Source organism: Colwellia sp. BRX10-4, assembly GCF_014077465.1.
GTDB lineage: Bacteria > Pseudomonadota > Gammaproteobacteria > Enterobacterales > Alteromonadaceae > Colwellia_A.
This window is the reverse complement of record NZ_JACGVZ010000036.1, coordinates 1-24,312: the sequence shown is the minus strand read 5'-3', so window position 1 is coordinate 24,312 and position 24,312 is coordinate 1. Positions and strand designations below refer to the sequence as shown.

20 protein-coding genes and 1 pseudogene are annotated in these 24,312 nt (G+C 35.7%); 14 read left to right on the top strand and 7 right to left on the bottom strand.

What is annotated here, in order from left to right:
• Positions 1-311: 311 nt before the first annotated feature.
• From H4J67_RS18460 to puuE, 5 genes are all read left to right on the top strand, one after another.
• A complete protein-coding gene (locus tag H4J67_RS18460) occupies positions 312-1,013 on the top strand; it encodes a GntR family transcriptional regulator (protein WP_182175615.1) in 702 nt (233 codons plus the stop codon).
• 30 nt (positions 1,014-1,043) lie between these two features.
• On the top strand, positions 1,044-1,706 hold the full coding sequence (locus H4J67_RS18455; RefSeq protein WP_182204640.1) for a TetR/AcrR family transcriptional regulator: 663 nt from the start codon (positions 1,044-1,046) through the stop codon (positions 1,704-1,706).
• A 304-nt stretch (positions 1,707-2,010) separates the two neighbouring features.
• Positions 2,011-3,213, top strand: a complete 1,203-nt coding sequence (locus H4J67_RS18450; RefSeq protein ID WP_259368672.1) for a urate hydroxylase PuuD — start codon at positions 2,011-2,013, stop codon at positions 3,211-3,213.
• Between the two features lie 446 nt (positions 3,214-3,659).
• Entirely contained in the window at positions 3,660-3,764 is a 105-nt protein-coding gene (locus H4J67_RS21325; RefSeq protein ID WP_182175618.1) for an ureidoglycolate lyase, read from the top strand.
• Between the two features lie 99 nt (positions 3,765-3,863).
• Complete coding sequence (puuE, locus tag H4J67_RS18440) at positions 3,864-4,784, top strand: allantoinase PuuE (RefSeq protein ID WP_404842808.1); 921 nt, start codon at positions 3,864-3,866, stop codon at positions 4,782-4,784.
• 134 nt (positions 4,785-4,918) lie between these two features.
• Here the strand turns inward: puuE and H4J67_RS20870 are convergent, their stop codons facing one another.
• The gene (locus tag H4J67_RS20870) at positions 4,919-5,047 is read right to left on the bottom strand and encodes a hypothetical protein (RefSeq protein ID WP_259368671.1); all 129 of its coding nucleotides are present in this window, start codon (positions 5,045-5,047) and stop codon (positions 4,919-4,921) included.
• A gap of 518 nt (positions 5,048-5,565) precedes the next feature.
• On the opposite strand from H4J67_RS20870, the gene H4J67_RS18435 reads away from it, so the two are divergent.
• From H4J67_RS18435 to H4J67_RS18405, 7 genes are all read left to right on the top strand, one after another.
• Positions 5,566-7,761, top strand: coding sequence for a malate synthase G (locus H4J67_RS18435; protein ID WP_182204637.1), 2,196 nt, complete (start codon positions 5,566-5,568; stop codon positions 7,759-7,761).
• A complete protein-coding gene (locus H4J67_RS18430; protein ID WP_182175620.1) occupies positions 7,754-8,590 on the top strand; it encodes a bifunctional allantoicase/(S)-ureidoglycine aminohydrolase in 837 nt (278 codons plus the stop codon). The genes H4J67_RS18435 and H4J67_RS18430 overlap by 8 nt, the downstream gene beginning before the upstream one ends.
• Positions 8,591-8,801: 211 nt before the next feature.
• The gene (locus H4J67_RS18425; RefSeq protein WP_182204635.1) at positions 8,802-9,002 is read left to right on the top strand and encodes an ATP-binding cassette domain-containing protein; all 201 of its coding nucleotides are present in this window, start codon (positions 8,802-8,804) and stop codon (positions 9,000-9,002) included.
• Between the two features lie 426 nt (positions 9,003-9,428).
• Positions 9,429-9,785, top strand: coding sequence for a response regulator (locus H4J67_RS18420; protein ID WP_182175622.1), 357 nt, complete (start codon positions 9,429-9,431; stop codon positions 9,783-9,785).
• 8 nt (positions 9,786-9,793) lie between these two features.
• Positions 9,794-10,417, top strand: coding sequence for a chemotaxis protein CheX (locus H4J67_RS18415; RefSeq protein ID WP_182175623.1), 624 nt, complete (start codon positions 9,794-9,796; stop codon positions 10,415-10,417).
• Positions 10,418-10,424: 7 nt separating this feature from the next.
• Positions 10,425-12,458 carry a response regulator gene (locus H4J67_RS18410; RefSeq protein ID WP_182204634.1) on the top strand — a complete coding sequence of 678 codons (2,034 nt, stop codon included), beginning with the start codon at positions 10,425-10,427 and terminating at the stop codon, positions 12,456-12,458.
• Positions 12,459-13,057: 599 nt separating this feature from the next.
• A complete protein-coding gene (locus tag H4J67_RS18405) occupies positions 13,058-14,887 on the top strand; it encodes a monovalent cation:proton antiporter-2 (CPA2) family protein (RefSeq protein ID WP_182204632.1) in 1,830 nt (609 codons plus the stop codon).
• 103 nt (positions 14,888-14,990) lie between these two features.
• Here H4J67_RS18405 and H4J67_RS18400 read toward each other — a convergent pair whose 3' ends face one another.
• From H4J67_RS18400 to H4J67_RS18380, 5 genes are all read right to left on the bottom strand, one after another.
• Positions 14,991-15,545, bottom strand: coding sequence for a carboxymuconolactone decarboxylase family protein (locus H4J67_RS18400; protein WP_182175626.1), 555 nt, complete (start codon positions 15,543-15,545; stop codon positions 14,991-14,993).
• Positions 15,546-15,933: 388 nt separating this feature from the next.
• Positions 15,934-16,482 (bottom strand): TetR/AcrR family transcriptional regulator, encoded by a 549-nt coding sequence (locus H4J67_RS18395; RefSeq protein WP_220463313.1) that lies wholly within the window; start codon positions 16,480-16,482, stop codon positions 15,934-15,936.
• Between the two features lie 236 nt (positions 16,483-16,718).
• Entirely contained in the window at positions 16,719-17,954 is a 1,236-nt protein-coding gene (locus tag H4J67_RS18390) for a M56 family metallopeptidase (protein ID WP_182175628.1), read from the bottom strand.
• Positions 17,947-18,321 (bottom strand): BlaI/MecI/CopY family transcriptional regulator, encoded by a 375-nt coding sequence (locus tag H4J67_RS18385; protein ID WP_182175629.1) that lies wholly within the window; start codon positions 18,319-18,321, stop codon positions 17,947-17,949. The genes H4J67_RS18390 and H4J67_RS18385 overlap by 8 nt, the downstream gene beginning before the upstream one ends.
• A 726-nt stretch (positions 18,322-19,047) precedes the next feature.
• Positions 19,048-21,117 (bottom strand): MFS transporter, encoded by a 2,070-nt coding sequence (locus H4J67_RS18380; RefSeq protein ID WP_220463311.1) that lies wholly within the window; start codon positions 21,115-21,117, stop codon positions 19,048-19,050.
• A gap of 449 nt (positions 21,118-21,566) precedes the next feature.
• Between H4J67_RS18380 and ribA the strand changes: the two genes are divergently transcribed.
• Positions 21,567-22,163 (top strand): GTP cyclohydrolase II RibA, encoded by a 597-nt coding sequence (gene ribA / locus H4J67_RS18375; RefSeq protein ID WP_182175631.1) that lies wholly within the window; start codon positions 21,567-21,569, stop codon positions 22,161-22,163.
• Between the two features lie 370 nt (positions 22,164-22,533).
• Entirely contained in the window at positions 22,534-22,911 is a 378-nt protein-coding gene (locus tag H4J67_RS18370) for an RNA-binding S4 domain-containing protein (protein WP_182175632.1), read from the top strand.
• A 1,104-nt stretch (positions 22,912-24,015) separates the two neighbouring features.
• Here H4J67_RS18370 and H4J67_RS18365 read toward each other — a convergent pair.
• A pseudogene (locus H4J67_RS18365) lies at positions 24,016-24,312 on the bottom strand (GTP 3',8-cyclase MoaA); the annotation flags it as partial.

Sequence of the window (24,312 nt, the reverse complement as noted above, 5' to 3'; positions counted from 1 at the left end):
CAGCTGAGATCAAGAATATAAAACCTCTAGTCTATAATGTGGCATTAGTTAGCGTTAACAGGTTACTCTATTAACTTATCAAAAAAAATGCTCATAATGAAGATTAACTATTTAGGGATCTTTAGTTTAAGTTTTGATTACTTAACATGAGACTGTCTTTTTGATATTCAGCGCCAGTTAGGCGCTATTTATTTAAATAAGCGATAAAGTTATTGATTGTAATGAAGTTGAATGACTAGTTAACATAAAACTCTATATACTATAATCTAAGAGGATTAGTACCAAGTGGTCAATTTGTATTTAGGATTGTGATGAAAGTTAAGTTGAAGTCTGACGAAAAAATTAAAAAAATTAGCGATAAAGAAATATACCAAGAAATTTTTGATGCAATATTATCGTTTCGTTTACGCCCAGGTACTCGGCTGACTGAAGAAAATTTATCAAAAATATTCAATGTGGGTCGTACAACGATTCGTAGTGCTCTACTGCGACTTTCTCAAGACCATATTATTGAAATTCAACCGAACAAAGGGGCATTTATCGCAAGTCCGACCGTTAAACAAGGTAAAGATATTCTTGAAGCTCGAAAATTAATTGAAGTAGAGATTGTTAAAGATGTCATTAAGCATGCAACGCATAGTGACTTCGACTTATTGAAAAAAATAGTTAAATCAGAAGAAAATAATATCGAACGTGAACATATGGTTGAAGGTATTCAACTCGGTGGCGACTTTCATTTAATGCTGGCGAAGATATCAAAAAACACCACGCTTGAACGCATTCTGACAACCTTAATACCGCAAACCTCTTTAGTGATTGTACTGTATGAAAACCCTGATGCGCCAAAATGCTCGCATTTTGAACACTTCGAGCTTATCGACGTAATGGAAAAAGGTCAGGTTGAAAAAGCTACAGCACTTATGTATCAACATATTCATAGTATTGAGACGCGTTTAAATTTAGATGAAAAAGAATTTACTAGCGATTTAGTTGATATATTTAAAAAACGTTAATGCGTTAACGGTGAGATATTTGGTTAAAATATGGCAACAATAAAAATTACTGATGATGATTTAGTCAATACACAACAAAAAGCTAGGCTATTAAACAAAAATAAAATAATAAAAGCTGCTGAACAAGAATTTAAGAAATATGGCTTTAATGGTGCGTCCATTGCGCGTATTGCGAAAACGGCAATGTTACCCAGAAGTAACATTCATTATTATTTCACGAATAAACTCGCGCTTTATGGTGCGGTGTTAACTAATATTATCAATTTATGGAATCAAGCTTTTGCTGATATAAAGCCCAATGATGACCCAGCAAAAGCAATTGCAAGCTACATAGATGCGAAAATAGAGTATTCAAGAACTAATCCTACTCCTTCAATTATTTTTGCTAGTGAGTTACTGCATGGCGCGCCTTATTTAAGTCAATATTTGAAAACAGATTTTAAACAGTGGATCACTGACAAAGCTAACATCATTCAATCATGGCAAGCGCAAGGTAAGTTAGATGAGCAAATATCAGCTTATCATTTGTTGTTTACTATTTGGGGGGCTACTCAACATTATGCGAACTTTTCAGTTGAGATTGAAGCTGCTTTGGATAGGCCATTGACCAATAGCGACTTTGATGATGCTAAAAGAACAATAAAACATATCATTTTAAAAGGTTGTGGTATGCAGCTTGTTGAGAAGTGCTAACAATAGATATAACTTTTATAATTTCAATCCTTTCCTTTAGAAAAATCACCTATATTATTCAGAAACATAAAGTTATTTAAATTTTTTGGCTTTAGTTTATGGGTAAAAACACTTGTCTGTACTGATAACTAATTGTAAACAAGATTGTTGACAATTTTGTTTTTGTTTTATATGCTAAGTTGATGTTTAGTAATGAATGTAAATTACACAACACAAGCCTTAAGCTATAGTTAAGTTGGCAAATTAAGCCGCGCTATAAATGCAATATAAATTCTTTAAAAGGGTCAGAAATTTGGAAGCGTATTTGTTTGATGTATTAAATTTTTTAGTGCGAAGTTTTCATATAATTACCGGCATAGCTTGGATTGGCGCATCATTTTATTTTGTTATGCTAGATAATTCATTACATACACCTAAAAATCCTGCAGATACCAAAAATGGTGTTTTTGGTGAGTTATGGGCGGTACACGGTGGTGGTTTTTATCATTCGCAAAAATACATGTTGGGTCCCAAAAACCAGCCTTTAGACGATAATCTTCATTGGTCTAAATGGGAAGCATATACAACGTGGATCAGTGGTTTCTTTTTAATGGCTATTGTCTACTGGTATGGCGCTGATATTTACCTTATTGATACAAGTGTTGCTGATATATCGCAAAGCACAGCCATTGCAATTAGCTTAGGCTTTATGTTTGGTGGATACCTTATTTACGACTTCTTATGTAAATCTGCTTTAGCTAAAAATGATTTAGTTTTAGGTGTTGTAATTTTTGCACTTGTCTCTGCCGCCGCTTATGCATTAACACACATATTTAGTGGTCGTGGCGCTTTTATGACCTTTGGTGCCATGTTAGGTACTATTATGGCCGCTAGCGTATTCTTTGTTATTATTCCTGGCCAAAAGAAAATGGTCGAAAGGCTTATAGCAGGCGAGAAAGTTGACGCCGCCCCCGGAATAGCAGGTAAACAGCGTTCTGTTCATAACACTTATTTTACCTTACCTGTTGTCTTTGTGATGATAAGTAATCACTATGCCATGACTTATAACCATGAATATAACTGGTTAATATTAATGGGTATTTCTATGGCTGGTGCTTTAATACGGGTGTTTTTTGTTTCGCGTCATACGCCAGGAAAACCACTAACAGGAGCGTTAGTTACTGCTGTAGTTATTATGGTGGTCGTTATCTGGGCTATGGCGCCTAAGTCAATCGTCACGAACACTGATTCAACAGTATCACCAGTAGAATTCTCTCAAGTTCAAGCCATTATTCAACAGCGTTGTTCATCTTGTCATGCAGACAAACCCACTCAAGCTGGTTTTGCCGCTGCGCCTAAAGGCTTTATTTATGACACACCTGAACAAATTAAAGCGCAAGCCACCCAAATTTATCAACAAACCGTAGTCCTTAAAGCTATGCCTATAGGTAACTTAACCAAAATTACTGACTCAGAGCGGAAGTTAATTGCACTGTGGTACCAACAACGTCAAACAACAAAAGAGTAATGTAACCTTTACTTTATACAACTAAATAATCACGGAATAAAAAGTTACAACAAAACAAAAACTGAGAAGATAAATGAACATGATAACCACAGTTATTAGTACTACCTCGTTTCTATTGTTTGGTTTGAGTGTTGCTACAACACAAGCTGCTACTTTTAGTACAATTAAAGTAGCAAGTTTATAGGACACAGGACATGATAAACCAAGCCCTGATGGCAATGAAGTAACGTTCACTATTGCAAATTCAACAGGCTTTACTTGGGGTGATAGCTATTGTTGTGCCGATGTAACCCTTGCCAGTGATGTTAATTGAACCTGTGTACAGATCTCGAGTTTGGTCCTCGCTATCACCTCTTTAAAACTGATCATAACGATGCAATTAAAGAGCTTACACCCTTGTTCAAGCTGATATTACCTCTAACAAGTTCACTTCAAAGATATTAAAAATGGCAGGTGATTCTGTTTCTAGTGCAAATTTACAGGTTTTTGTAACCCATGGACAACAAGGCTTTAATTTTCATGCAGTAATTTGGCATATGCCCTTAATATAAGAAAAAAGACCGATTTTTTATTGGCTTTGACAGGGTCGGTGCTGGCAAACATTGTGATGAACTTACTTTAGAAAACGAAACTATTGAGTTGACATTAGTATGAGTAAAATAGATATGAATAATTACCCTCGAGATATGAAAGGATACGGAGAGCATGCACCTAACGTTACTTGGCCGAATAAGGCAAAAGTGGCGGTGCAATTTGTGATCAACTATGAAGAAGGAGCCGAGAATTGCATTTTACATGGTGATAATGCCTCGGAAACTTTTCTATCAGAAATCATTGGCGCACAACCGTTTGTTAACGAACGGCATATGAACATGGAGTCTTTTTATGAATATGGCAGCCGCGCAGGTTTTTGGCGATTACATCGCTTATTCTCTCAGCGGGGCTTACCTGTAACTGTTTTTGGTGTCGCGATGGCGATGCAACGTAATCCTGAAGCGGTTGAAGCGATGTTAAAAGCAGATTGGGAAATTGCCAGTCATGGATACAGGTGGATAGATTATCAAAATGTACCCATTGAAACCGAGCGTGAACATTTAAAAAAAGCGATAGCTATCCACGAGGAAATGACAGGACAAAAACCTAAAGGTTGGTATCTTGGCCGCATGAGTGAAAATACTCGACAGTTGGTTATGGAGGAGGGCTCTTTTTTATATGATGCTGATAGTTATGCTGATGATTTACCTTATTATGTCAAAGGTAAAAAAAAGCCACATTTAATTGTCCCTTATAGTTTAGATGCCAATGATATGCGTTTTGCGAGTCCGCAAGGTTTTAATTCAGGTGAACAGTTTTATTGTTACTTAAAAGATACTTTTGATACCTTGTATGCTGAAGGAGCTGATGCGCCAAAAATGATGTCTATTGGTTTGCATTGCCGCATTATTGGCCGACCAGGTCGTTTTGCAAGTTTGGTTAAGTTCCTAGATTATATTGGAAAATATAATGATGTCTGGGTGTGTAGAAGGCAAGATATTGCAGAGCACTGGTTAGCAAACCATAAAGCAGAATAAGTAGTAAGCAGAGTAAGTAGTAAATAGCTAAAGCTAATTATACAGCAACAACACCAAGAGCCTCAATTTAAGAGGTTTGACTGGTGTTGTTGTTAACAGATTGAGCATAGGGTAAAAATATTACAATGCCCCCCTCAAAAGAAGTAAGTTGAAACAAAGGTTACACTAGCAATAAAACCACGATGATCTGTTTTTCTAACCGCTAAAAAAGGCATAGTTAACGCACCAAAAATGTCTGCTCCCATAAAATAACTAGCCAACATACTCGCACTAACGGTACATAATAATTTGCGTTAGCGTCAAAATGCCAAGATGAGTTGGAATACGATTTAACAATGGTGGTTTATCTTGTTAGCCCTTTTATTTGAAAAGTAGTCTGCCACATGGAGCATGATAACGTACTTTCCAACTTCAATCTTGGTGTCGTCAAGTAATAACTCGTCTGTTTGTGACCGTCAGTATTAGTCATTAAACCAGTAAGCGTATGATTATTATGTTTTTTATGTGCGTTACTCGCATTATAGGTCAACTTTTTGGTAAATTACACGTGATTATTAAGGTATTTCATTAAGCATAAATATTGTTTGACCTTAATAGATTTGACTTAAATGTTAATTGTCAACAATTACGTTTACAATTAACTGCCTTTGTTGACAGATGTTGTGAATTTGTTTACATTCATCAACATTGCAGCTTTAGATAAAGACAATTATCAGCGAAGACCTCAACACATAATTAACATAACAATCAACGTATGATTAAGGAATAAGTGGTTAAGTAAATGACAATATATCAACAGAAAAACTTGCTAAAAGTCGATATTGATTTAGTAAAATTCATAGAAGACGAGGTTTTACTCGGCTTAAACATTTCTGCTGATGTTTTTTGGAAGTCCTTATCAACAATAACTCATCAATTAGGCACTGAAAACAGAGCCTTATTAGTAAAACGCACTCAATTACAGGAACAACTTGATGATTGGAATCTCGCGCATCAAGATAATTTTGATATTGAGGAATATAAAAATTTTCTTTTTGATATAGACTATTTGAGCCCTGAAGGTGATGACTTTCTTATCACCACAAACAACGTAGATAATGAAGTCAGCTCACAAGCTGGACCACAACTTGTTGTTCCGGCCGCCAACGCTAGATTTGCATTAAATGCCGCTAATGCGCGCTGGGGAAGTTTATACGATGCCCTTTATGGAACTAATGTCATTAGTGGTGAAGATGGCGCTGAGAAAAAAGCAACGCATAATCCTATTAGATCAGCAAAAGTAGTCGCTTACGGCCGTCAATTTTTAGATGATCACTTTCCACTAGTCAACGGCTCACATCATCAGTCATGTGCTTATATTATTGACAATAAAAAGCTTTTAGTCACTTTAATTGATGGTCAAACCTCACTATTAAAAAATACTGAACAATTTATTGGCTTTCAGGGGGATAAGAATAAGCTCAGCTCCATTTTACTTAACCATCATAATTTACGTGTGGCGATAGAAATAGATGCAAGCTCAGCTATTGGTAAAACAGACGCTGCAAATATAAAAGATATTACTTTAGAATCAGCATTAACCACAATACAAGATTTTGAAGATTCGGTAGTTGCAGTAGACGCCAAAGAAAAAATTCATGTTTATCGTAATTGGTTAGGGCTAATGAAAGGTGACTTAAGTGAAACTATTGATAAAGCGGGTAAAATAACCCAGCGAGTATTACAAGCTGATAAAATTTATCAGGATCTTAACGGTGGTAACTTAAATTTGCCAGGACGCAGTTTATTATTCTGTCGAAATGTTGGTCACTTAATGACCAGTACTGCAATACTCGATCAAGAGGGCTTCGAAATTCAAGAGGGTATCATGGACGCCATGATAAGCACCTTAATAGCCTTACACGATTTACAAAAAAATAGTATTCACCGTAACTCAAGAAAGGGTAGTGTCTACATTGTTAAGCCTAAAATGCATGGCCCTGATGAAGTGGCTTTTGCTAACAAACTGTTTAATGCTGTCGAAGACGGTTTAAGTCTTGTCAGATATACCATTAAAATTGGGGTAATGGATGAAGAACGTCGCACAACAGTCAACCTGAAAGAGTGTATTAGAGCCGTAAAAAATCGTGTTGTATTTATTAATACTGGTTTTTTAGATAGAACGGGCGATGAAATACATACCAGTATGCTACTAGGTCCCATGGTGCTAAAAGGTGATATGAAGGCACAACCCTGGATTAAAGCCTACGAAGATTGGAATGTAGATATAGGTTTAGCTTGCGGTTTTTCCGGTAAAGCACAAATTGGTAAAGGGATGTGGGCTATTCCTGATGAAATGGCGGAGATGATGAAAATGAAAATTGCTCATCCTTTATCAGGTGCTAATACGGCATGGGTTCCATCACCAACCGGGGCCACCTTACATGCAATACATTACCATCAAGTGAATGTATTTGAAGTACAAAATAGTGTTGCGCAAAGACCTCGTGCTCGTTTAAATGATATATTAACAGTACCCTTATTAAAAAAATCTGAGCAATTGGGTAAAGAGGCAATAGAAAAAGAGCTTAATAACAATACCCAAGGTCTCTTGGGTTACGTAGTTCGTTGGGTTGATTTAGGCATGGGCGCCTCAAAAGTCCCCGACATTAACAATGTTGGCTTAATGGAAGATAGAGCGACATTACGAATTTCTAGTCAGCACATTTGTAACTGGCTAGCCCATGGTATTTTATCTGAGTCTGAAGTGAGATCTTCCTTAGAAAAAATGGCGGTTATTGTTGATCAACAAAATGCCCATGACCCTTTATATCAGCCAATGTCTGTTAACTTTGTCAGTAGTTTAGCTTTTCAAGCAGCATTAGATCTTGTCTTTAAAGGAAAAACACAGCCCAATGGTTATACCGAGCCTTTACTTCACGCTTATAGAAAAGAATTTAATGAAGCCCAAACAATAAGGAAAAACGAAAATGTCTAATAAAAGTACATATTATGCGCCTAAAGGTGGATTACCCCCACAAACACAATTGATCTCTGATCGCGCTATTTTTACCGAAGCTTACGCAATTATACCTAAAGGTGTGTTAACTGATATTGTCATCAGTTACTTACCCTTTTGGAATAATATGAGGATGTGGGTGCTGGCTCGTCCATTGAGTGGTTTTTCAGAAACTTTTTCTCAATACATAGTAGAAGTAGCACCAAACGGAGGCTCTGAAAAACCAGAACTTGATGAAAATGCTGAAGGTGTACTCTTTATTGTTGAAGGTGAAATGGATGTTACTATCGAAGGGACAAACCACTATATGACATCAGGTGGGTATGCTTATTTACCTGCTGGTGCTAAATGGACACTTAAAAATAATAGTTTAGAAAATGTAAAATTCCATTGGATCCGCAAAGCTTATCAAGTTGTTGAAGGCATCGATGCACCAGAAGCTTTTGTAACCAGTGACCATGAAGTTGAAGCTATTGAAATGCCTAATACCGGTGGTGTATGGAAAACCACCAGATTTACTGAGCAATCAGATATGCGCCATGATATGCATGTAAACATTGTAACTTTTGAACCAGGCGGCGTGATCCCTTTTGACGAAACACATGTGATGGAACATGGATTATATGTTTTAGAAGGTAAAGCTGTTTATCATTTAAACGGTGAGTGGGTTGAAGTAGAGGCGGGTGACTTTATGTGGTTACGTGCTTTTTGTCCACAATCTTGCTATGCCGGTGGCCCAGGTCCATTTAGATATTTGTTATATAAAGATGTAAATAGACATATGCCATTTATACGTCCGAGAAGTTAATCTCTTCTGTGCTTATCGTCGCTCTATGCGTACTTTTTAGTAAAATATCGAATGTGCTAATAATGTTGGATATTTTACTTTAGCCGCTGGCTAATAAGAGGTTTATATATGTCTGCTAAAGGCATCCTTGTAAGCGGAATAGGGCTTCTTATTTGCTAGCATTTATAAAATCCCTATAAACCTAGCAAAAGATGATGCTAGCTACTAAGAAATGCTTGAGGTATCTCAATTAGTAAAGTTAACTTCATTTATTGATAACTTATCGTTTGGTATTGATACTTTGCTAGTCTCTAAAAATGTAGGATTATCGGATGGCCAAGCACAACGATTAGAGATTGCACAGTGGTTGTTACGTCTAGCAAAGGTGCTGATTTTATACGAGCCAACCAAAGGCTTAGATCTAGGGAACTAAGAAGTAGTGATTATCAAACTCTCGCACGTGTAAGAAAACACAAACAGACGTTACTCGTTATTACTCATTTTTGCGACGGATTGACATTTTTACCTTAGGTAATTTTATTGACGTTTATAGGCCGAGTATAAACTTTGATAACGCAAATATTTATCATTTAGCCAACACTTATGTTGCTGGCATTACACAAATGTATTTAACCACCTCCTACCTTTTTAACGTCGACTTATAGGCTTTTAAAGTTCCCCTTAGGCTCATTAGTTCTAATCAAAAACACCTCCCATTAAGGGGATGTTTGTAAGATTACAGCTTGTTTTTGTACCTTGATCAAATTACTAATTATATTTCAATATATTAGCTTGCATATAAACCCATTCGTTTATATGCTTTTATGAGAAAGATTATTAAAAATAATTGGGTATTTAAATGAGTAAAGTTGTGTTAATTGTCGACGATAGTATTGTTTCTCGAATGATGCTCAAAGAAATTGTTAAATCTTATATACCTGGAGTCGACATCATTGAAGCTGGAGGTGGCGAGCAGTGCTTGAGCCAATTAACGGCGGAAAGTAAAATTGATATTGCGATTTTTGATTATAATATGCCTAGTATGACAGGTATAGAATTAATTTTTGCATTAGATAAACTAATTTCAATTCCTAAGCGCGCTTTGTTGACCGCAAATATTCAAGATGAAATAAAACAGCAGGCTGAGCAAGCGGGTGTTGTTTTTTTAACTAAGCCGATTACCGAAGAACTTATTAGCCATTTTTTAAATAGTTAGGGAAGCATATGAAGGATAATTTATCTCCACTTGAAATTGATGCCCTCACCGAAATATTTAATATCGGTATTGGTAGAGCAGCCAATTCCCTGAATAAAATGGTATCTCAACCGGTTGATTTAACTATCCCAAAAGTCGAAATCATCTCTAACAAAGTAGCTAAATCTAAATTGAATTTTGCTAGTGATACAGAAATTAGTGCTGTAATCCAACGATTTGAAGGTGACTTTAAAGGCCAAGCATTACTCATGTTTAGCAAAGAAAGTGGTTTGCAATTAGTGAGTACTTTACTTGGTAATAAGTTTCCTCCCGAGGCTTTGTCTGATCTTGAGCAAGATTCTTTAGTAGAAATAGGCAATGTTATTTTAAATGCTTGTTTTGGAACGGTCATTAACTTTCTTAAATCTTCAATAAAAATTGAAATGCCGGAGTTTATACAAGGAGATATTAATAAAGTCTATGTATATAGCAGCGAAAATGATTGGTCTTTATATATAAAAGTTAAGTTCTCTTTACCTGATGATAATATTGAAGGCTTTATTTCTTTTATTATGGATATTACCTCGTTAGAGATTTTTCAAGAATCTGTGCGAAAATTTGTTTTTGGCATTACTAACAAAAGTGAAGCTTAGCTCTGCTATGAATAATTTAACAAAAAATATTTTGTTTAGTTCTGTTAATGAGCTTTCCCTTGGTATTATCATTATTGATGAAAACTATCAGGTTGTTTTTTATAATCAGTGGATAAAAGATCATTCTGCAATAGTCGATGATAAAGGTTTTGGTTGTAAAATCGGTGATATTCTAGAGGGTTTTAACTATTCTCGCTTAAGTGATGCATGCAGTGAGGCATTAACGTTAGGATTGCCCACTAAACTCTCTAATACTTTTAATCCTAAACCTTTAGCGTTATTCCATAAAAGCCATGTCGGTGATAACAATTACCGTATACAGCAGCAAATATCGATTAAAAGCATCAATACTTCCCGCAATGAACGCTTATGTGAAATTCTGATCCAAGATGTGTCTAGTTCAGTTAAAAAAGAATTGATGCTGAAAAGTTTAGCCGATGAAAATAAGAAACAACAATTAAAAGCTGAATTAGCCAATCGGACTAAATCACAGTTTTTGGCTAATATGAGTCATGAAATTAGAACGCCAATGAACGGTGTTTTAGGTATGTTAAATTTATTATCAACGACCGAGCAAAGTCAAGAACAAGCTCATTTTACTCGATTAGCGCATTCAAGCGCCGATACCTTGCTTCATATTCTAAACGACATTCTAGATTTTTCAAAAATAGAAGCAGGTAAACTTGAAGTAGAATTGATTACATTTGACCTTTTAAGGAATTTAGGTGATTTGGTTCAGTCATTATCGATGAACAACAAAGATAAAAAATTAGAAATTATTCTTGATGTCACCGATGTTGCTCATCAAATGGTCATTGGTGATCCTGGTAGATTAAGACAAATCATTACTAACTTAGTTGGCAATGCAATAAAGTTTACCCCCACGGGTGAGATTGTTATTAAAGCAAAGACAGTTTTAAATGACAATGGAGATATAAAACTACATATCGATGTCATAGATACAGGAATCGGTATACCAGCGGATAAATGTTCAATACTTTTTGATGTGTTCACTCAAGTCGATGTATCGACAACACGAGAGTATGGTGGTACTGGTTTAGGCTTGTCTATTGTAAAGCAATTATGTGAATTAATGGGGGGAGGTATTACTGTTAGCAGTGTCTTTGGTCAAGGTAGCGAATTTAGTTTTAATATCCAATTAAAACCTAGCACAGAAAAATTGCAAATTCAGTTAGGTACTCATTTAAATGGAATGAGCATTCTAGTTACTGATGATAATCTTACTCATCTTGAAGTGCTTAGCAAACAACTCAGTCTTTTTGGGGCTAAAGTTATTCAAGCTAACAGTGGTAGTAAGGCATTGGCTATATTGAAGCAATACGATAGCCATTATTTTGCTATGGCTATTATTGATATGCAAATGCCGAGTATGTCAGGTAGTGAGCTAAACGCTGAGATTAGAAGAATTAAGTCACTTGATAAGCTTAAAATAGTGATGTTAACCTCAATGGATCAGATTGTTAAAGGTCCTTTGTCATCAACATCAGGATCTTCAGATTATTTATTAAAACCTGTAGTCATTGATGAGTTACTTAATATCCTAGATGCTACACTTAACAAGACACAGGCATTAAAAAAGACGGCTAGCCTTAGAAGTAATATGTTAGACAATAAAAGTCAGATCGCTAAAGCAAAAATACTGTTAGTTGAAGACAACCGAATTAACCAACAAGTTGCTCTAGGTATATTAAGAAAGTTTGATTATTCTATTGATATAGCAGTCAATGGTGTAAATGCAATCGATATCTTAGAGAAGAAAGATCCAGAAGAACCTTATGACCTAATTCTAATGGATTGCCAAATGCCAGAAATGGATGGCTATCAAGCCACTGAACATATAAGAAATAATATGAATAGTGTCTTTTTCTCGACTATTCCTATTATTGCAATGACGGCAAATACTATGAAAGGTGATAAAGAAAAATGCTTTGTATCGGGTATGAATGATTATATTTCTAAACCGATAAACCCTAAACTGTTGGAAGAGAAAATTAGTTACTGGTTGAACAAGCTTAATTAACTTTAGTAATCAACTAGTGATTTTCTTACTAGTAAAACAGAAAAATAAAAGCACAGGCCACTTTTTTAATATAGTAACTTTTTAAAGTATCGCTAAAATTAATTATCAACGCTCATTACTTATTTTATCTGAGCACTATCAAAAGCAACATTAACCTTAAATTTAAATGTTGCTAATAAGCGTTACAAGAGCTTCACCATGAAGTAAACCATATATTCATGTTTGCATTATTGACGCTTGAATTCTTCGCATAATGCAGTGATTTTTGATAAAAAGACAACTTTAGGCTCTCCAGTCGAGACTGAGCTGTCAGTTACTTTGGCGATGTTAACAATCATTATTTATACTATTAGTGCTGTTGTCGCCATCAACACTTAACATATAACAAGTGGCAAATTTTATTCTCCTTTAAATTGAAAAATAAATTTTATTATTATCGTCATCATTAAACTTCAGCTGACAATTTTGCTTCTCGCCTATAACTTGGCAGTAGGCAATCGCATCAGGTTTAAAATATTGATAAAATACGTATAACTTAGGCGACTAATCCTCAAATTTAACTATTCAATAACGCCCTAGTGAAAGGAGTACATTTAAAGATGTTAGAAATAGCAGTTATATACTTAGTTGCAGCACTTGTTGCCGTGCCGGTGGCAAAGAGACTCGGCTTAGGTTCTGTTTTGGGTTATCTGTTAGCGGGAATTTTAATTAGCCCTAACTTACTCGGCTTGGTTGGCGATCAAACCAGTGTTATGCATTTTGCCGAGTTTGGTGTTGTGATGATGCTATTTTTAGTTGGCCTGGAATTACAACCGGCCAGACTCTGGAAATTGCGCCACTCTATTCTAGGCCTAGGTGGCTTACAAGTTATAGCAACAAGCACACTTATTTTTACACTTTGTTTTTACCTATTCAGTTTGCCTTGGCAAACATCATTGGCAATAGGCTTGATGTTAGCATTGTCTTCAACAGCGATTGTTTTGCAGACATTGACAGAAAAGGGTTGGATCAAACAAGACGCGGGGCAAAATGCTTTCTCGGTACTCCTGTTCCAAGATATTGCGGTAATTCCTATTCTTGCAATATTACCACTGCTTGCCTTTCAAGACTTAAGTACAGCACAGTCTTCTGGCCATAGTTTGATTGCTCACTTACCCGTTTACGTTCAAGTGGGGGTTTCTCTTTCAGTCATTGCAGCCATTATTTTAGCAGGCAAATACATCTCATCGCCATTATTTCGTTACATTGCAGAAACAAGGTTACGTGAAATTTTTACCATTGCGGCATTATTATTAGTTATTGCCATTGCACTGATTATGGAAAAAATAGGTTTGTCTCCTGCGCTGGGTACATTCTTAGCGGGTGTAGTTCTGGCTGAAAGCGAGTTTAGGCACGAATTAGAGGCTGATATTGAACCCTTTAAAGGATTATTGCTCGGTTTGTTCTTTATAACCGTAGGTGCTTCGATAGATTTTCCTCTTCTTTTTGAGAAAATTACATTTGTTACGTTAACGGTATTAGCCCTTATAACGATTAAAGCACTGGTTCTTTTTGTGTTGGCACATTTTTTTAAGATGAAAGGCAGTCAAAAGATACTGTTCACTTTAGCTTTAGCACAAGGTGGTGAATTTGCTTTTGTCTTACTTTCATTAACAAGTAATCTACTTATCACCACACCAGAGCAGACTAAGTTAATTACACTTATCGTTGCTATATCAATGCTTTGCGCACCATTACTATTGATTTTATATGAGAAGGTATTGGCGAGAAAAACTTCTGCTACACCTGAATTTGATGCGATAAAACACCTCGAACCCACAAAAAATGTCATTATTGCTGGTTATGGACGTTTTGGCCAAATTATAGGACGTTTATTAACAGCTCAAGGCTATCATTTGTCGATTCTTGATCACAGTGCTAGCCAAATAGATTTACTCAGGCGTTTTGGTAACAAAGTTTTTTATGGTGATGCCGCCCGACAAGATTTATTAGCAGCTGCAGGGGCCCAAAATGCAAAAATGCTGGTTATTGCTGTAGACGAGCCCGATAAAACATTAGATATTATTAAATTGGCTCGTAAGCACTATCCGCATTTAAAAATTCTTGCACGCGCTATTGACCGACGACACGCTTATCAAATTATGCAGCTTGGGGTGACAAGTCTTAAACGAGAAACTTTTGACTCTGCCGTTAATTTTGGTATTGAAGCATTGGTATTACTTGGCAACGATCCGGTTGAATCGGCTAGAGCAGGAGAACTTTTTGCTGAACATGATACTGAGTCAATGACAATTTTGGCTGATAAATGGGGTGATGATAAAAGTTATGGGGTAGCGGTTAAACAACGAAGTGAAGATTTGCAACAAGTATTACAAAACGATAAAATTGAGCAAAACAAACTAAAAAATCGTCAAAAAAATAACAAATAAAAGTGCTAATAACTCGATGTTATTAGCACTTTATTAACGTATTTAGCATTTAATCGGGGAATGGTCAGTAGAATAATTAACTTAGTTATTCCCCCAGCGCTACTTATGCATTTTTCTGCCATGCAAATGCTTTGAATGGTGCGTCTGTTGGCGTACTCGCAATGTGATTGGTATAGTTACTGATCACTTTTTGAGACAGGCCTAATATTATTTCTAATATTTGCTGTTCGCCATACCCAGTTTCTTTAAAACTGGCTAATTCTGTATCACTAACGTGTCCGCGATTACGAACAATAATCAAGGTCATATCTTGAAGTGCTTGTAACTTAGCGTTTGGCATTGGCGATTGATTACGCAAAGCCTCAGTTATTGCAGTATCAACTTTCATTGAATGAGCAATAGCCGTGTGTGCTGGTACACAGTAATTACAGCCGTGTTCAACATTTATTGTTTGCCAAACAACAGTTAATTCTTCTGCATCAAATGAGGTATTTGTAAATAGCTCATGAAGTTTTTGATAAGCTTCAAGAAGTTGTGGTGAGCTAGCAAGTACACCATGTAAATTTGGTAACATGCCAAAAGCTTTAACTGAGCCTTCTAAAAGTGTCTTACTTGCTTGTGGAGCAGATTCAATGGTATGTATTGTTAAAGTTGTCATTTTACTTTCCTTATCATTAATTTAATTTTATTGATCAGATTAAAATTCACAGTGAATGAATACTTCACGTCTATGGTGCTTATTTACAATAGATGTACCGATCGGTATGCCTTGATTTCATTATTGTACCGATCGGTATGATTAAGTCAACCGTAATTAATGAAATAAATATTATCGATTTAAAGGTCTAGAGATTGAGGTTATGCTAAAGAGTAAATAACGTGCTTAGGTATGCTGATTCACGAAAGGGTAATTAAAATTGAACTGGAGCACTTGTAGTGCTTTATTGGGGAATATCAAATTTTAAATCCCCCAAAATAATGCTAAATAGCGTATTATTGCAGGATGTGTATAGCCCAGGGACATCGTTTTAAAAAGAGCGATCTCTTTAGTTAACGCCGATACCTTTAAGCATACTATCTACAGTATATTCTAGTTGCGATTTAGCTACGCCAGAACGAGCCATAGAGGCAGTGCCTTTTAATAACGTATATACGCTTAGACTGTTTGCGTCGGCATTTTTATTTAGCCCTAAAGCGATAGCCTCTAAATCTTGATTGAAAAAATCGACATATAATTGTTTAGGAATGACTTCAGCATCTTCGAGTATCAATTTTGCTTGCTCAGGAATATCACCACTGACCAGTTCTGATTGACATAAAACTAAGTAGCATCCTTTTGCTTGTTCATCACTGCACTGCATGGTGACAATTGACATCATATGATTTTTCAAACGATTTTTTAGGGAAAGATCAGGTGCAAATAGTAACGCCATATGAGGTTTCATTTTAGTTTCAATATAGCATTGTGTGGCTTTAACAAATAAGGCTTCTTTGTTACCAAAAGTACTGTACATACTTGGTTTGTTAATCCCCATTTCTTTAGTTAAATCGGTGAGTGATGCGCCAACATAACCTTTTTGCCAAAAGACATTCATCGCAGCATTTAATGCTGTACTCTCATCGAAGGCTCTTCTTTTACCTTTTATCACAATATTACCCTGTAAATTTAACTCAACCCATTGTACCTAACGGTACAGGCGCATTCAAGCAGCAATAAATGGATAACGTTATGGAAAGATTTATAGTAAAAGTGATTAATTCTACGATTGGGTATACTCACTTAAATGTAAAAAGGCTACCTAGGTAACCTTTTTAAAATATTACGCTAACTTTACTTAGTTATCTGAATACGCTCAATTAAACTTTCATGTTTTTTATCTTTATTCATTGAAAAATCTAATTGAACTAACGCATTTTTTAACATGTGGTCACTGACAGAGTATTTCCATTGTTTTAATGCCTTTAAGGCTGCTTGGTCAAATACACCGGCAGGCTTTGAATTTATGACTGCTACATTTTCAACCGCACCATTTGTCATGATATCAAACGTTAGTACTACTGAGCCCTCTATATTGTCTTTTGCTGCTTGTTCTGGATATCTAGGATTGACTCGCTGAATAGGCTTAAGCTGAACTGACTCTGCGACTTTATCTCCAAGACTTTCCTGTTGATTTCCTGCGTAACTTAATCCTGAGAGCAGAGTAACGGTGGTAAATATTACGCTAGCCAATATTAATTTAGAGCTTTTTGGACGAGTTTTTAAATTATTAATTCGTTCTAACATCATTTTTTTATCTCCATATTTTTTAAATGATAGTTGAGCAAATGCTAATGAAGGTGTCGACTGAGCCGCCACTAACAGCGCTTTACTATAGTTAATCCTGCTCTCTTTTGGTTTGCGCGCCAGAACGAGTTGATCACAGGAAAGCTCTTGATCTTGACGAAACCTAAAATAGCCGAGCCAAGCAAGAGGGTGAAACCAAAACAACGTTAAGCAAGTCAGCGCAATTAGGTTCCAATAAATGTCATTTCGATCAAAATGACAAATTTCATGTTCAAGAATTAGTTTTTGTTGCTCAGTACTATAAAGCTCAAAAAAATCTTCTGGAATAATAAGTTTTTGCTGTACTAAACCCACCAACATTGGGCTATAAGTACCTGTACTTTGGTAGAGTAATATATTTGGGGGTAACACTAATGGCACCATAGACTTATTAATAGCGGTGAGCTGAAGGTGCTTGTTAAATATATGATAAGTTAACAAGCCATAGGTTATCATGGCAGCCGCAATAATTAGCCAAATATAGAGAGCCCAAGACATAGAAAGACTTTGTTGAATTTCAAGGGTTGGAGTTATCAAGTAACGTTTTATTTCAATTATTTTTGATAGGCTATTCTGCTGCCAAGGGAGTGGTAAGCAATATATCACCAGGCCTAAGGGCACTATTAACCATAGTAAATAAGTATTACTAGCGCCTAAATAATGTATTCGCCATTTATGTCCAACTAGCAGTATAGTTAGCAACAATGTTAAGGGCAGTAATAAAGTAAAGAGGTTATCAATCATTGTCTTGCTCCCATTTTGTAATGAGAAGCTTTAATTCATCAATATCTTCTTTCTTCAAATTGTTTTTTTTCGCAAAACCAGCAACTAATGGCGAAACTCTTCCTCTAAATAACCGTTCAATGAAACTTTGGCTTTGAACTTCCGTATAAGCATCTCGCTCAAGTAACGGAAAATAAAGATAATGACGTTCTTGCTTTTCAAAACCTATCGCCTCTTTTTTTACCAGACGATTTATCAGCGTTTTTACTGTTTTATCGTGCCAGGGCTTATGTTTATTAAGCTGTTCAATAATGCTATTTGCTGTAGCAGGGTGTTGAGCCCACAACGCTTCTAACACTTCAAATTCTGTATTAGTAATTTCAGACATATTTAAATATTACAGTTGTAATCGATGTGTTGATATTACACTTGTAATCACAGCTGTCAAGTCTCGAGGTGCTAATGGTATTTATATATCTATTGGTAACTTGGTTTACATGTTTTAGTAGAGAGTCAAATCCCCTAGATATCTGCTGTACTTTAAAGTCACTTTTTCTTGATTGAGATAGATAAATACCTAGAAGCTAAGCAAAGTTCGACAATATCAGCCATGGTAAGTCAATTTATAACACAGAATAAAAGTAACTAAAGTGTTGATATTCTTTAGGCGCTTATTTTACTTAAAGTACTGATTGGATTTAAGCTTTAAATAGAACAATGGTATTTACGCTTTACAGCTACAGTTGGTTTTTAAAACAAAGGGCCATGCTAGGTCGTTATATTTATAATTAAATATGTAGCGCAGGTGTAAGTTGCAAAAAATAGAAAACCCCTAATAGTCCCTACAGGTTTAGCGTTTAACTTTACTTTGACTTTAGCTTTTTAGGTAAAAATGACTTTGTTAGCTTATTTTACATTTTGTATTGTTAAAAATAGATATTTATATCTGTACGAAATTAATAAAAACAATAACGTCTAGTTTTCGCTTAGTAGACAAAGTTATCATTAATTCTTATATTGCTAACGTCAACAATTTTCATTCTAGGCTCATCATTTTTACTGATATTAAAGATTTTGACCTGTAGCATAATTGCTATCACCGATTTGTAAAGTCTTACAAGGGTTTTTTATCAATAGAAGTGGTTAACTTGCTATCTTCAATATCATCTGATTCTTGTAATATTTCAAGCATATCCGATGCAACCTCGGGGAAAGAATCGACAAATGTGCTGGCAATTTCTACCGCATGTTCAGGAATATTTTCAACCATATGGTTAACATAGTTACTGGCAGCATTTTCAATGTTTTCTGAGGTCTGTGCTGAGCCAGCTTGTTCACTGTCGATTAAATTTTGTACATAGGCCTCTGCAACATCACTTGACGATTCAGGAAGTGAATCTGATACCGTAAAGGCAAGCTCGGCTGATTGCTCAGGAGCAACATCTGTTAATCGATTATAAAGCTCAGTTGCTGTATTTTCTGATACAGCGGCTATTCTATCTATCGGTCGCATTGCATCTAAAGAATCTGATAAATTTGTCATGTATTCTTTAGTCATTTCTAAAAGTTCACTTGGGTAATCTTCGGCCATATTTTCAGCGGCGAGTTCCATGACATTAATACCGTCGTCAGGCATTGTATTTGCAATAGCAACAATAATATTAGTAAATTGGTCAGGGTACTCAGATGTTATCCAATCAACCAATTGATTGGCTTTCTCAGGGGAAGCATTTGTTAATGCTTGAGCAATATGAATACTCATTTGAGGTGCTGCGGAGGTTATTGCCGCATAAAGTTTACTAATGTCTATCGCGTCTATGGTACTTAATGCGGCGGCTAGATTTGAAGCATTTCGGGGGTCTCGAAGGACTAGCGCTTTAACCATGTTAACGGCTGCCGATGGGTTTTTATTTGCAAGGCTGATAGCAACTTCAACTTCTGGCGTTGTTTCAAATTGTGCCTCTGCATATTGCGTACGAGGATCGAGTTCCGATACTACGCCGCTGGGTGTTTGCATAACAAAGCTTTCTTGCTCATCAAGCGGTAACGCTTTTCTTAGTTTCATTCGAATACTGATAAATAGTAACAGTGTTATCGCAACGACATTCATAAAACTAAACAAGGCACTGTTACCGAAAGTATCCATGATCATAGAGGCTAGGTAGGGGCCTAAAATGCTGCCTAATGCATAGATCAATAATAACGAACTCATTGCAGATAAAATTTGTTCCTTTAATACTTTATCAAAAGTCTCTGACATACTCATTGGATAAAGGCAGGCAACTAATCCCGTAATCAGTGCTACGGCCAACAAGGTGAGTTTGAACATATCTGAGGAAATAAGAAAAGGTACTAATAAACATAATAAAATGAGTGTTGCGACCATACAGAACATCACTTTTCGACGGTCAAAGTGATCTGATAAGTAGGCAATAGGGAACTGCAAAATGATTGCCCCAGAAATGGCTGTGCCCATAAATATGGATAAATCTAAACCGGCAATACCATTGTTACTGGCGAAAATAGGCAGCATATTAATTAAAGCCGCATAGAGGACTCCACAGTAAAAGCAACTGACCACACCTAAAGGAGATAACTTGAAAACCGTCATTAAAGACATTGATTGACTGTCTTCAATTTGTGGTCCTTGTTGCTTACTAATCACGATAGGTGTGATTGATAAGCTAAATAAAATGCCGCAGATAACAAATAAGGTAATGTCATCAACAGGCGCGACATTTAATAAGAACTGACCAGAAAATAGTGCTGTCATTATCATCATTTGATTAATTGATAGTATGCGCCCTCTATTATTTTCTGTGGCGCTGTGGCTTAACCAACTATCAAGTGTGGCATTGGTACAAACAATACAAAAGCCAGTGACAATTCTCATACATGCAAGCATTAATGGTTCTGGATATAGGCCTGAAAGTAAAATAGCGACGGAAGTTAAGCTACCACACATCGCGAATATTCTTATGTGCCCGACACGTTGTAATAACATACGGCTATAATATGCACCCAACAAAAAACCCACAGATAACATCGATAACACTAAACCAATATTGTTCATGCTCATTCCATCGCTCTGCATGCGTACAGGCAATAAAATATTACTGAGTCCATAGCCTAGCATTAACAAGAAGCCACTTATTAATACTAAAATAAAGGGTCTGAGGGTCATTATCACAAGGAATACTCTTATCTATTTAGCGGAACGCTTTAATTATAAATTATTGATGTTACTTCAAAGTAACTCACAGATGTTTAGTATATCAAGCGCATATTAGGGTTTACAGTGGAATAATAAAAACAGATGACTAAAATTAGTTTATTCGTTCAAAATTCAATCGTTACCTTTTAAATCACACTGTCATCTCAATATTTAACAGCAGAAATGACTCTAACACTTCGTTATAGTAAATATATTTCAAGGTTAACTTATTAGCCGTATTAATCGATTATTGTTAATATAAGCAGTGAATTCCCCATAGATTGTACTATTTAAGCTAAAAAGTTGATTAAAACTTGATTAAAACTTGAAAGCTAGATAAATATCTCAATATGAATGTAACGAGTGGTAATATTTAAGGGGCTAATAACAGCGCCTTTGCTAATTTAATAAAGAAACCCATGAATAAAATACGTGCAAGAATTAATCTAAAAGTTGGATTACACAGTGATATCGAGGCAGAAATCGCGACCTTTACAATGTTTGATGAAAACCATGAGCACATAGCGTTAATTTTTCAACAGGCCGATAAAAATCAGCAAGCACCACTAGTTCGTATGCATTCGGAATGTTTAACGGGCGATGTATTCCACTCTTCACGTTGTGATTGCGGTGAGCAGTTAGATGAAACTATCAATTTGATGAAAGAGCAGGGCGGAATTATTCTTTACCTTCGCCAAGAAGGTCGTGGCATTGGTTTATACAATAAATTAGATGCCTACGTGTTACAAAGCCAAGGGATGGATACCTATCAAGCCAACAAGCACTTAGGTTTTGCAGAAGATGCCCGTAGTTTTGAAGATGCAGTGACTATGCTGCAAGCTTTAGCCGTTAAAGATTTACGTTTGATCACTAATAACCCTAAAAAAATAAATGCCTTAAAAGATTATTTTAATATTGTCGAACAAGTGAACACGGGTTTGCATTTAAAAGATGATAATAACAATTATTTACGTACCAAAAAAAATCATGGTAAGCATGATTTGAAAATTGATTAGATAGTTAATCTTTGATTCCAAACCTATAAAGTCCATCGGTAATTATGTATCCGTTGGATTTTTCTCTAAAGCATTGTATGAAATGCTTAGGCAGTCGATAGAATAAATCACTTTTAAGTAGCGCTTTTAGCTAAATTCGTTATTCACTAAGTCAGTAGTATTAATTATTAATAAGGGAAAGTTTTTTAGATGTATAACCCAATAGTGAATTATACAGAAATAGTTAAATTTTAAGGTATTCCTACATTAAGTATTTACTGGCTATGCTAGCTTAACAATGCCCAGTGTCCTTAATATAATTCTTATTCAATAGCGTTTATATATGTTAGAATTCAATGATATTATTATTTAAAATTATTAGGCGTATTTCATGTCTGAACACACTATTATCGACATTTGTGTTGAACCTATAGAACTATGTAAATTACTCAAAATTGCTAATATGGTTGGTGGTGGCGGCGAAGCTAAAACCATGATCAGTGAAGGTAATGTTTTAGTAAATAATGAAGTTTCAGTTCAAAAGCGTAAAAAAATTCGTCGCGGCGATATTATCGAATATAACGGTAAAATTATTGAGGTTGCTTATAACCCGACTAAGAAATCAGCAGAGTTTATCAATTCTGTCGTTTCAGTAAGTCAGAATTCAAAAAAGAAAAAAAGAGCAAGAAGTAAATCGCCGATTATTGCATCTGAACCTGTTACAAAACCATCGAGTGAACGCTCAAAAAGAAAGTCTACAGCACTTTAATTCTTTGTTAAATTTCCTCCATATTGAAAATAAATCGTAACTTCTTTGTTGGGGGAAATTCAATTTCCAGTTATTTTAATAAATGGCATAATATTCTAGGCGATGAACCCCAGTAAAACTATGGGTAATGTGTTCTCGAAGTTTAGACTAGCTTTAATGAGCAATGAAAAAAAATCAGTGTTAATGACTTCCTAGTGCGTATTCGAGACATAAAGACTTACTGAATGTTAAGGTCAACTTTCCGATCATATAGCGATATAAGTTTCTGCTTCTATCGTGGCTTGGGGCATATAGTGCCATAGAATTTATAATTGCTTAGTACGTAATATAGAGGCGAAAAATAATTAACGTAAACCTCTGTTGTGGCATCAAATAAGACATTAGAAGGTTGGATTACAAAGGGAATCTATGCCATATGGGTATATAAATAACTATGAATTTACAGCTAATATTGCTCTTATGTGTATTCCTGAACCTGACTTAAATATTTATAGCAAAGATATCAATTTGTAGAGTAAGCTTCCCGTTATAATTACTAATCCAATCCAAGAAATCAAAATTTATTTTTAACAATTGAATTAGCTCTCTGGTTTGTTTTTATCTATGCAGTAGTTTAAATTTTTGTACCTACTTTATAAGATGAAGATAAGTTCTGTTTATTGGTAAGGTTCTATTCGCAGCCCTAGTTCAATAGCTGTTTTTGGCATCTCACATACGATTGAAGTATTACAATATTGACAAATTCTATGGCTTTCTTGTTCTTTTATTCTTTAACTAGCTTGGGAGCTAACAATCCCCATACCAATTAAAAAAATGCCAATGACTATCCTACTAGCTCCTTAACAGAGTCAAATAATACAGTAACGGAGGGGCTATTACCATTGATGGGGACTTACCTTTTAATATAACAGATGTAGATATTTGTCAGGGTTTGTACAACGACCATATGACGGTTATCTGGCGCAACATATACATTCTCTCGCACTAAAAGTTGAGCATTCCTTGGAACTTAGGCTTGAGCTGAAACTAATCCATCAAGCTTATCTGCAAACTGTTTTACAAGGTTTTTCCTATACGCTTTGTAATCACGATAGGTTGAAAATATCAGCCGCCGATATATGACATCTCCACTTTTTTGTTGCTTGTCGTTTCTTCTGTTCGAAGTTGTGAATAGCGATCCTTACGCTGATTCCAAATTAGCCCTATAGCACGGGTAATTTGCGTATCGCTCTTACCTGAACGCATAAGTGCGCGTAGATCATGGCCCGACTGTGCTAATAGGCAAGTGAACAATTTGCCATCAGTTGAAAGTCGGGTGCGTGTGCAGGTAGAACAGAAGGCTTGCGTTACACTGGATATAACCCCAATTTCGCCGCTACCATCGGCATAATTCCAACGTTT

Excerpts from the sequence above, each read along its gene's own strand:
- H4J67_RS18460 (WP_182175615.1), top strand. The coding sequence starts at position 312 with ATGAAAGTTAAGTTGAAGTCTGACGAAAAAATTAAAAAAATTAGCGAT.
- H4J67_RS18455 (WP_182204640.1), top strand. The coding sequence starts at position 1,044 with ATGGCAACAATAAAAATTACTGATGATGATTTAGTCAATACACAACAA.
- H4J67_RS21325 (WP_182175618.1), top strand. The coding sequence starts at position 3,660 with ATGGCAGGTGATTCTGTTTCTAGTGCAAATTTACAGGTTTTTGTAACC.
- puuE (WP_404842808.1), top strand. The coding sequence starts at position 3,864 with ATGAGTAAAATAGATATGAATAATTACCCTCGAGATATGAAAGGATAC.
- H4J67_RS20870 (WP_259368671.1), bottom strand. The coding sequence starts at position 5,047 with ATGTTGGCTAGTTATTTTATGGGAGCAGACATTTTTGGTGCGTTAACT.
- H4J67_RS18435 (WP_182204637.1), top strand. The coding sequence starts at position 5,566 with ATGACAATATATCAACAGAAAAACTTGCTAAAAGTCGATATTGATTTA.
- H4J67_RS18430 (WP_182175620.1), top strand. The coding sequence starts at position 7,754 with ATGTCTAATAAAAGTACATATTATGCGCCTAAAGGTGGATTACCCCCA.
- H4J67_RS18425 (WP_182204635.1), top strand. The coding sequence starts at position 8,802 with ATGCTTGAGGTATCTCAATTAGTAAAGTTAACTTCATTTATTGATAAC.
- H4J67_RS18420 (WP_182175622.1), top strand. The coding sequence starts at position 9,429 with ATGAGTAAAGTTGTGTTAATTGTCGACGATAGTATTGTTTCTCGAATG.
- H4J67_RS18415 (WP_182175623.1), top strand. The coding sequence starts at position 9,794 with ATGAAGGATAATTTATCTCCACTTGAAATTGATGCCCTCACCGAAATA.
- H4J67_RS18410 (WP_182204634.1), top strand. The coding sequence starts at position 10,425 with ATGAATAATTTAACAAAAAATATTTTGTTTAGTTCTGTTAATGAGCTT.
- H4J67_RS18405 (WP_182204632.1), top strand. The coding sequence starts at position 13,058 with ATGTTAGAAATAGCAGTTATATACTTAGTTGCAGCACTTGTTGCCGTG.
- H4J67_RS18400 (WP_182175626.1), bottom strand. The coding sequence starts at position 15,545 with ATGACAACTTTAACAATACATACCATTGAATCTGCTCCACAAGCAAGT.
- H4J67_RS18395 (WP_220463313.1), bottom strand. The coding sequence starts at position 16,482 with ATGAATGTCTTTTGGCAAAAAGGTTATGTTGGCGCATCACTCACCGAT.
- H4J67_RS18390 (WP_182175628.1), bottom strand. The coding sequence starts at position 17,954 with ATGATTGATAACCTCTTTACTTTATTACTGCCCTTAACATTGTTGCTA.
- H4J67_RS18385 (WP_182175629.1), bottom strand. The coding sequence starts at position 18,321 with ATGTCTGAAATTACTAATACAGAATTTGAAGTGTTAGAAGCGTTGTGG.
- H4J67_RS18380 (WP_220463311.1), bottom strand. The coding sequence starts at position 21,117 with ATGACCCTCAGACCCTTTATTTTAGTATTAATAAGTGGCTTCTTGTTA.
- ribA (WP_182175631.1), top strand. The coding sequence starts at position 21,567 with ATGAATAAAATACGTGCAAGAATTAATCTAAAAGTTGGATTACACAGT.
- H4J67_RS18370 (WP_182175632.1), top strand. The coding sequence starts at position 22,534 with ATGTCTGAACACACTATTATCGACATTTGTGTTGAACCTATAGAACTA.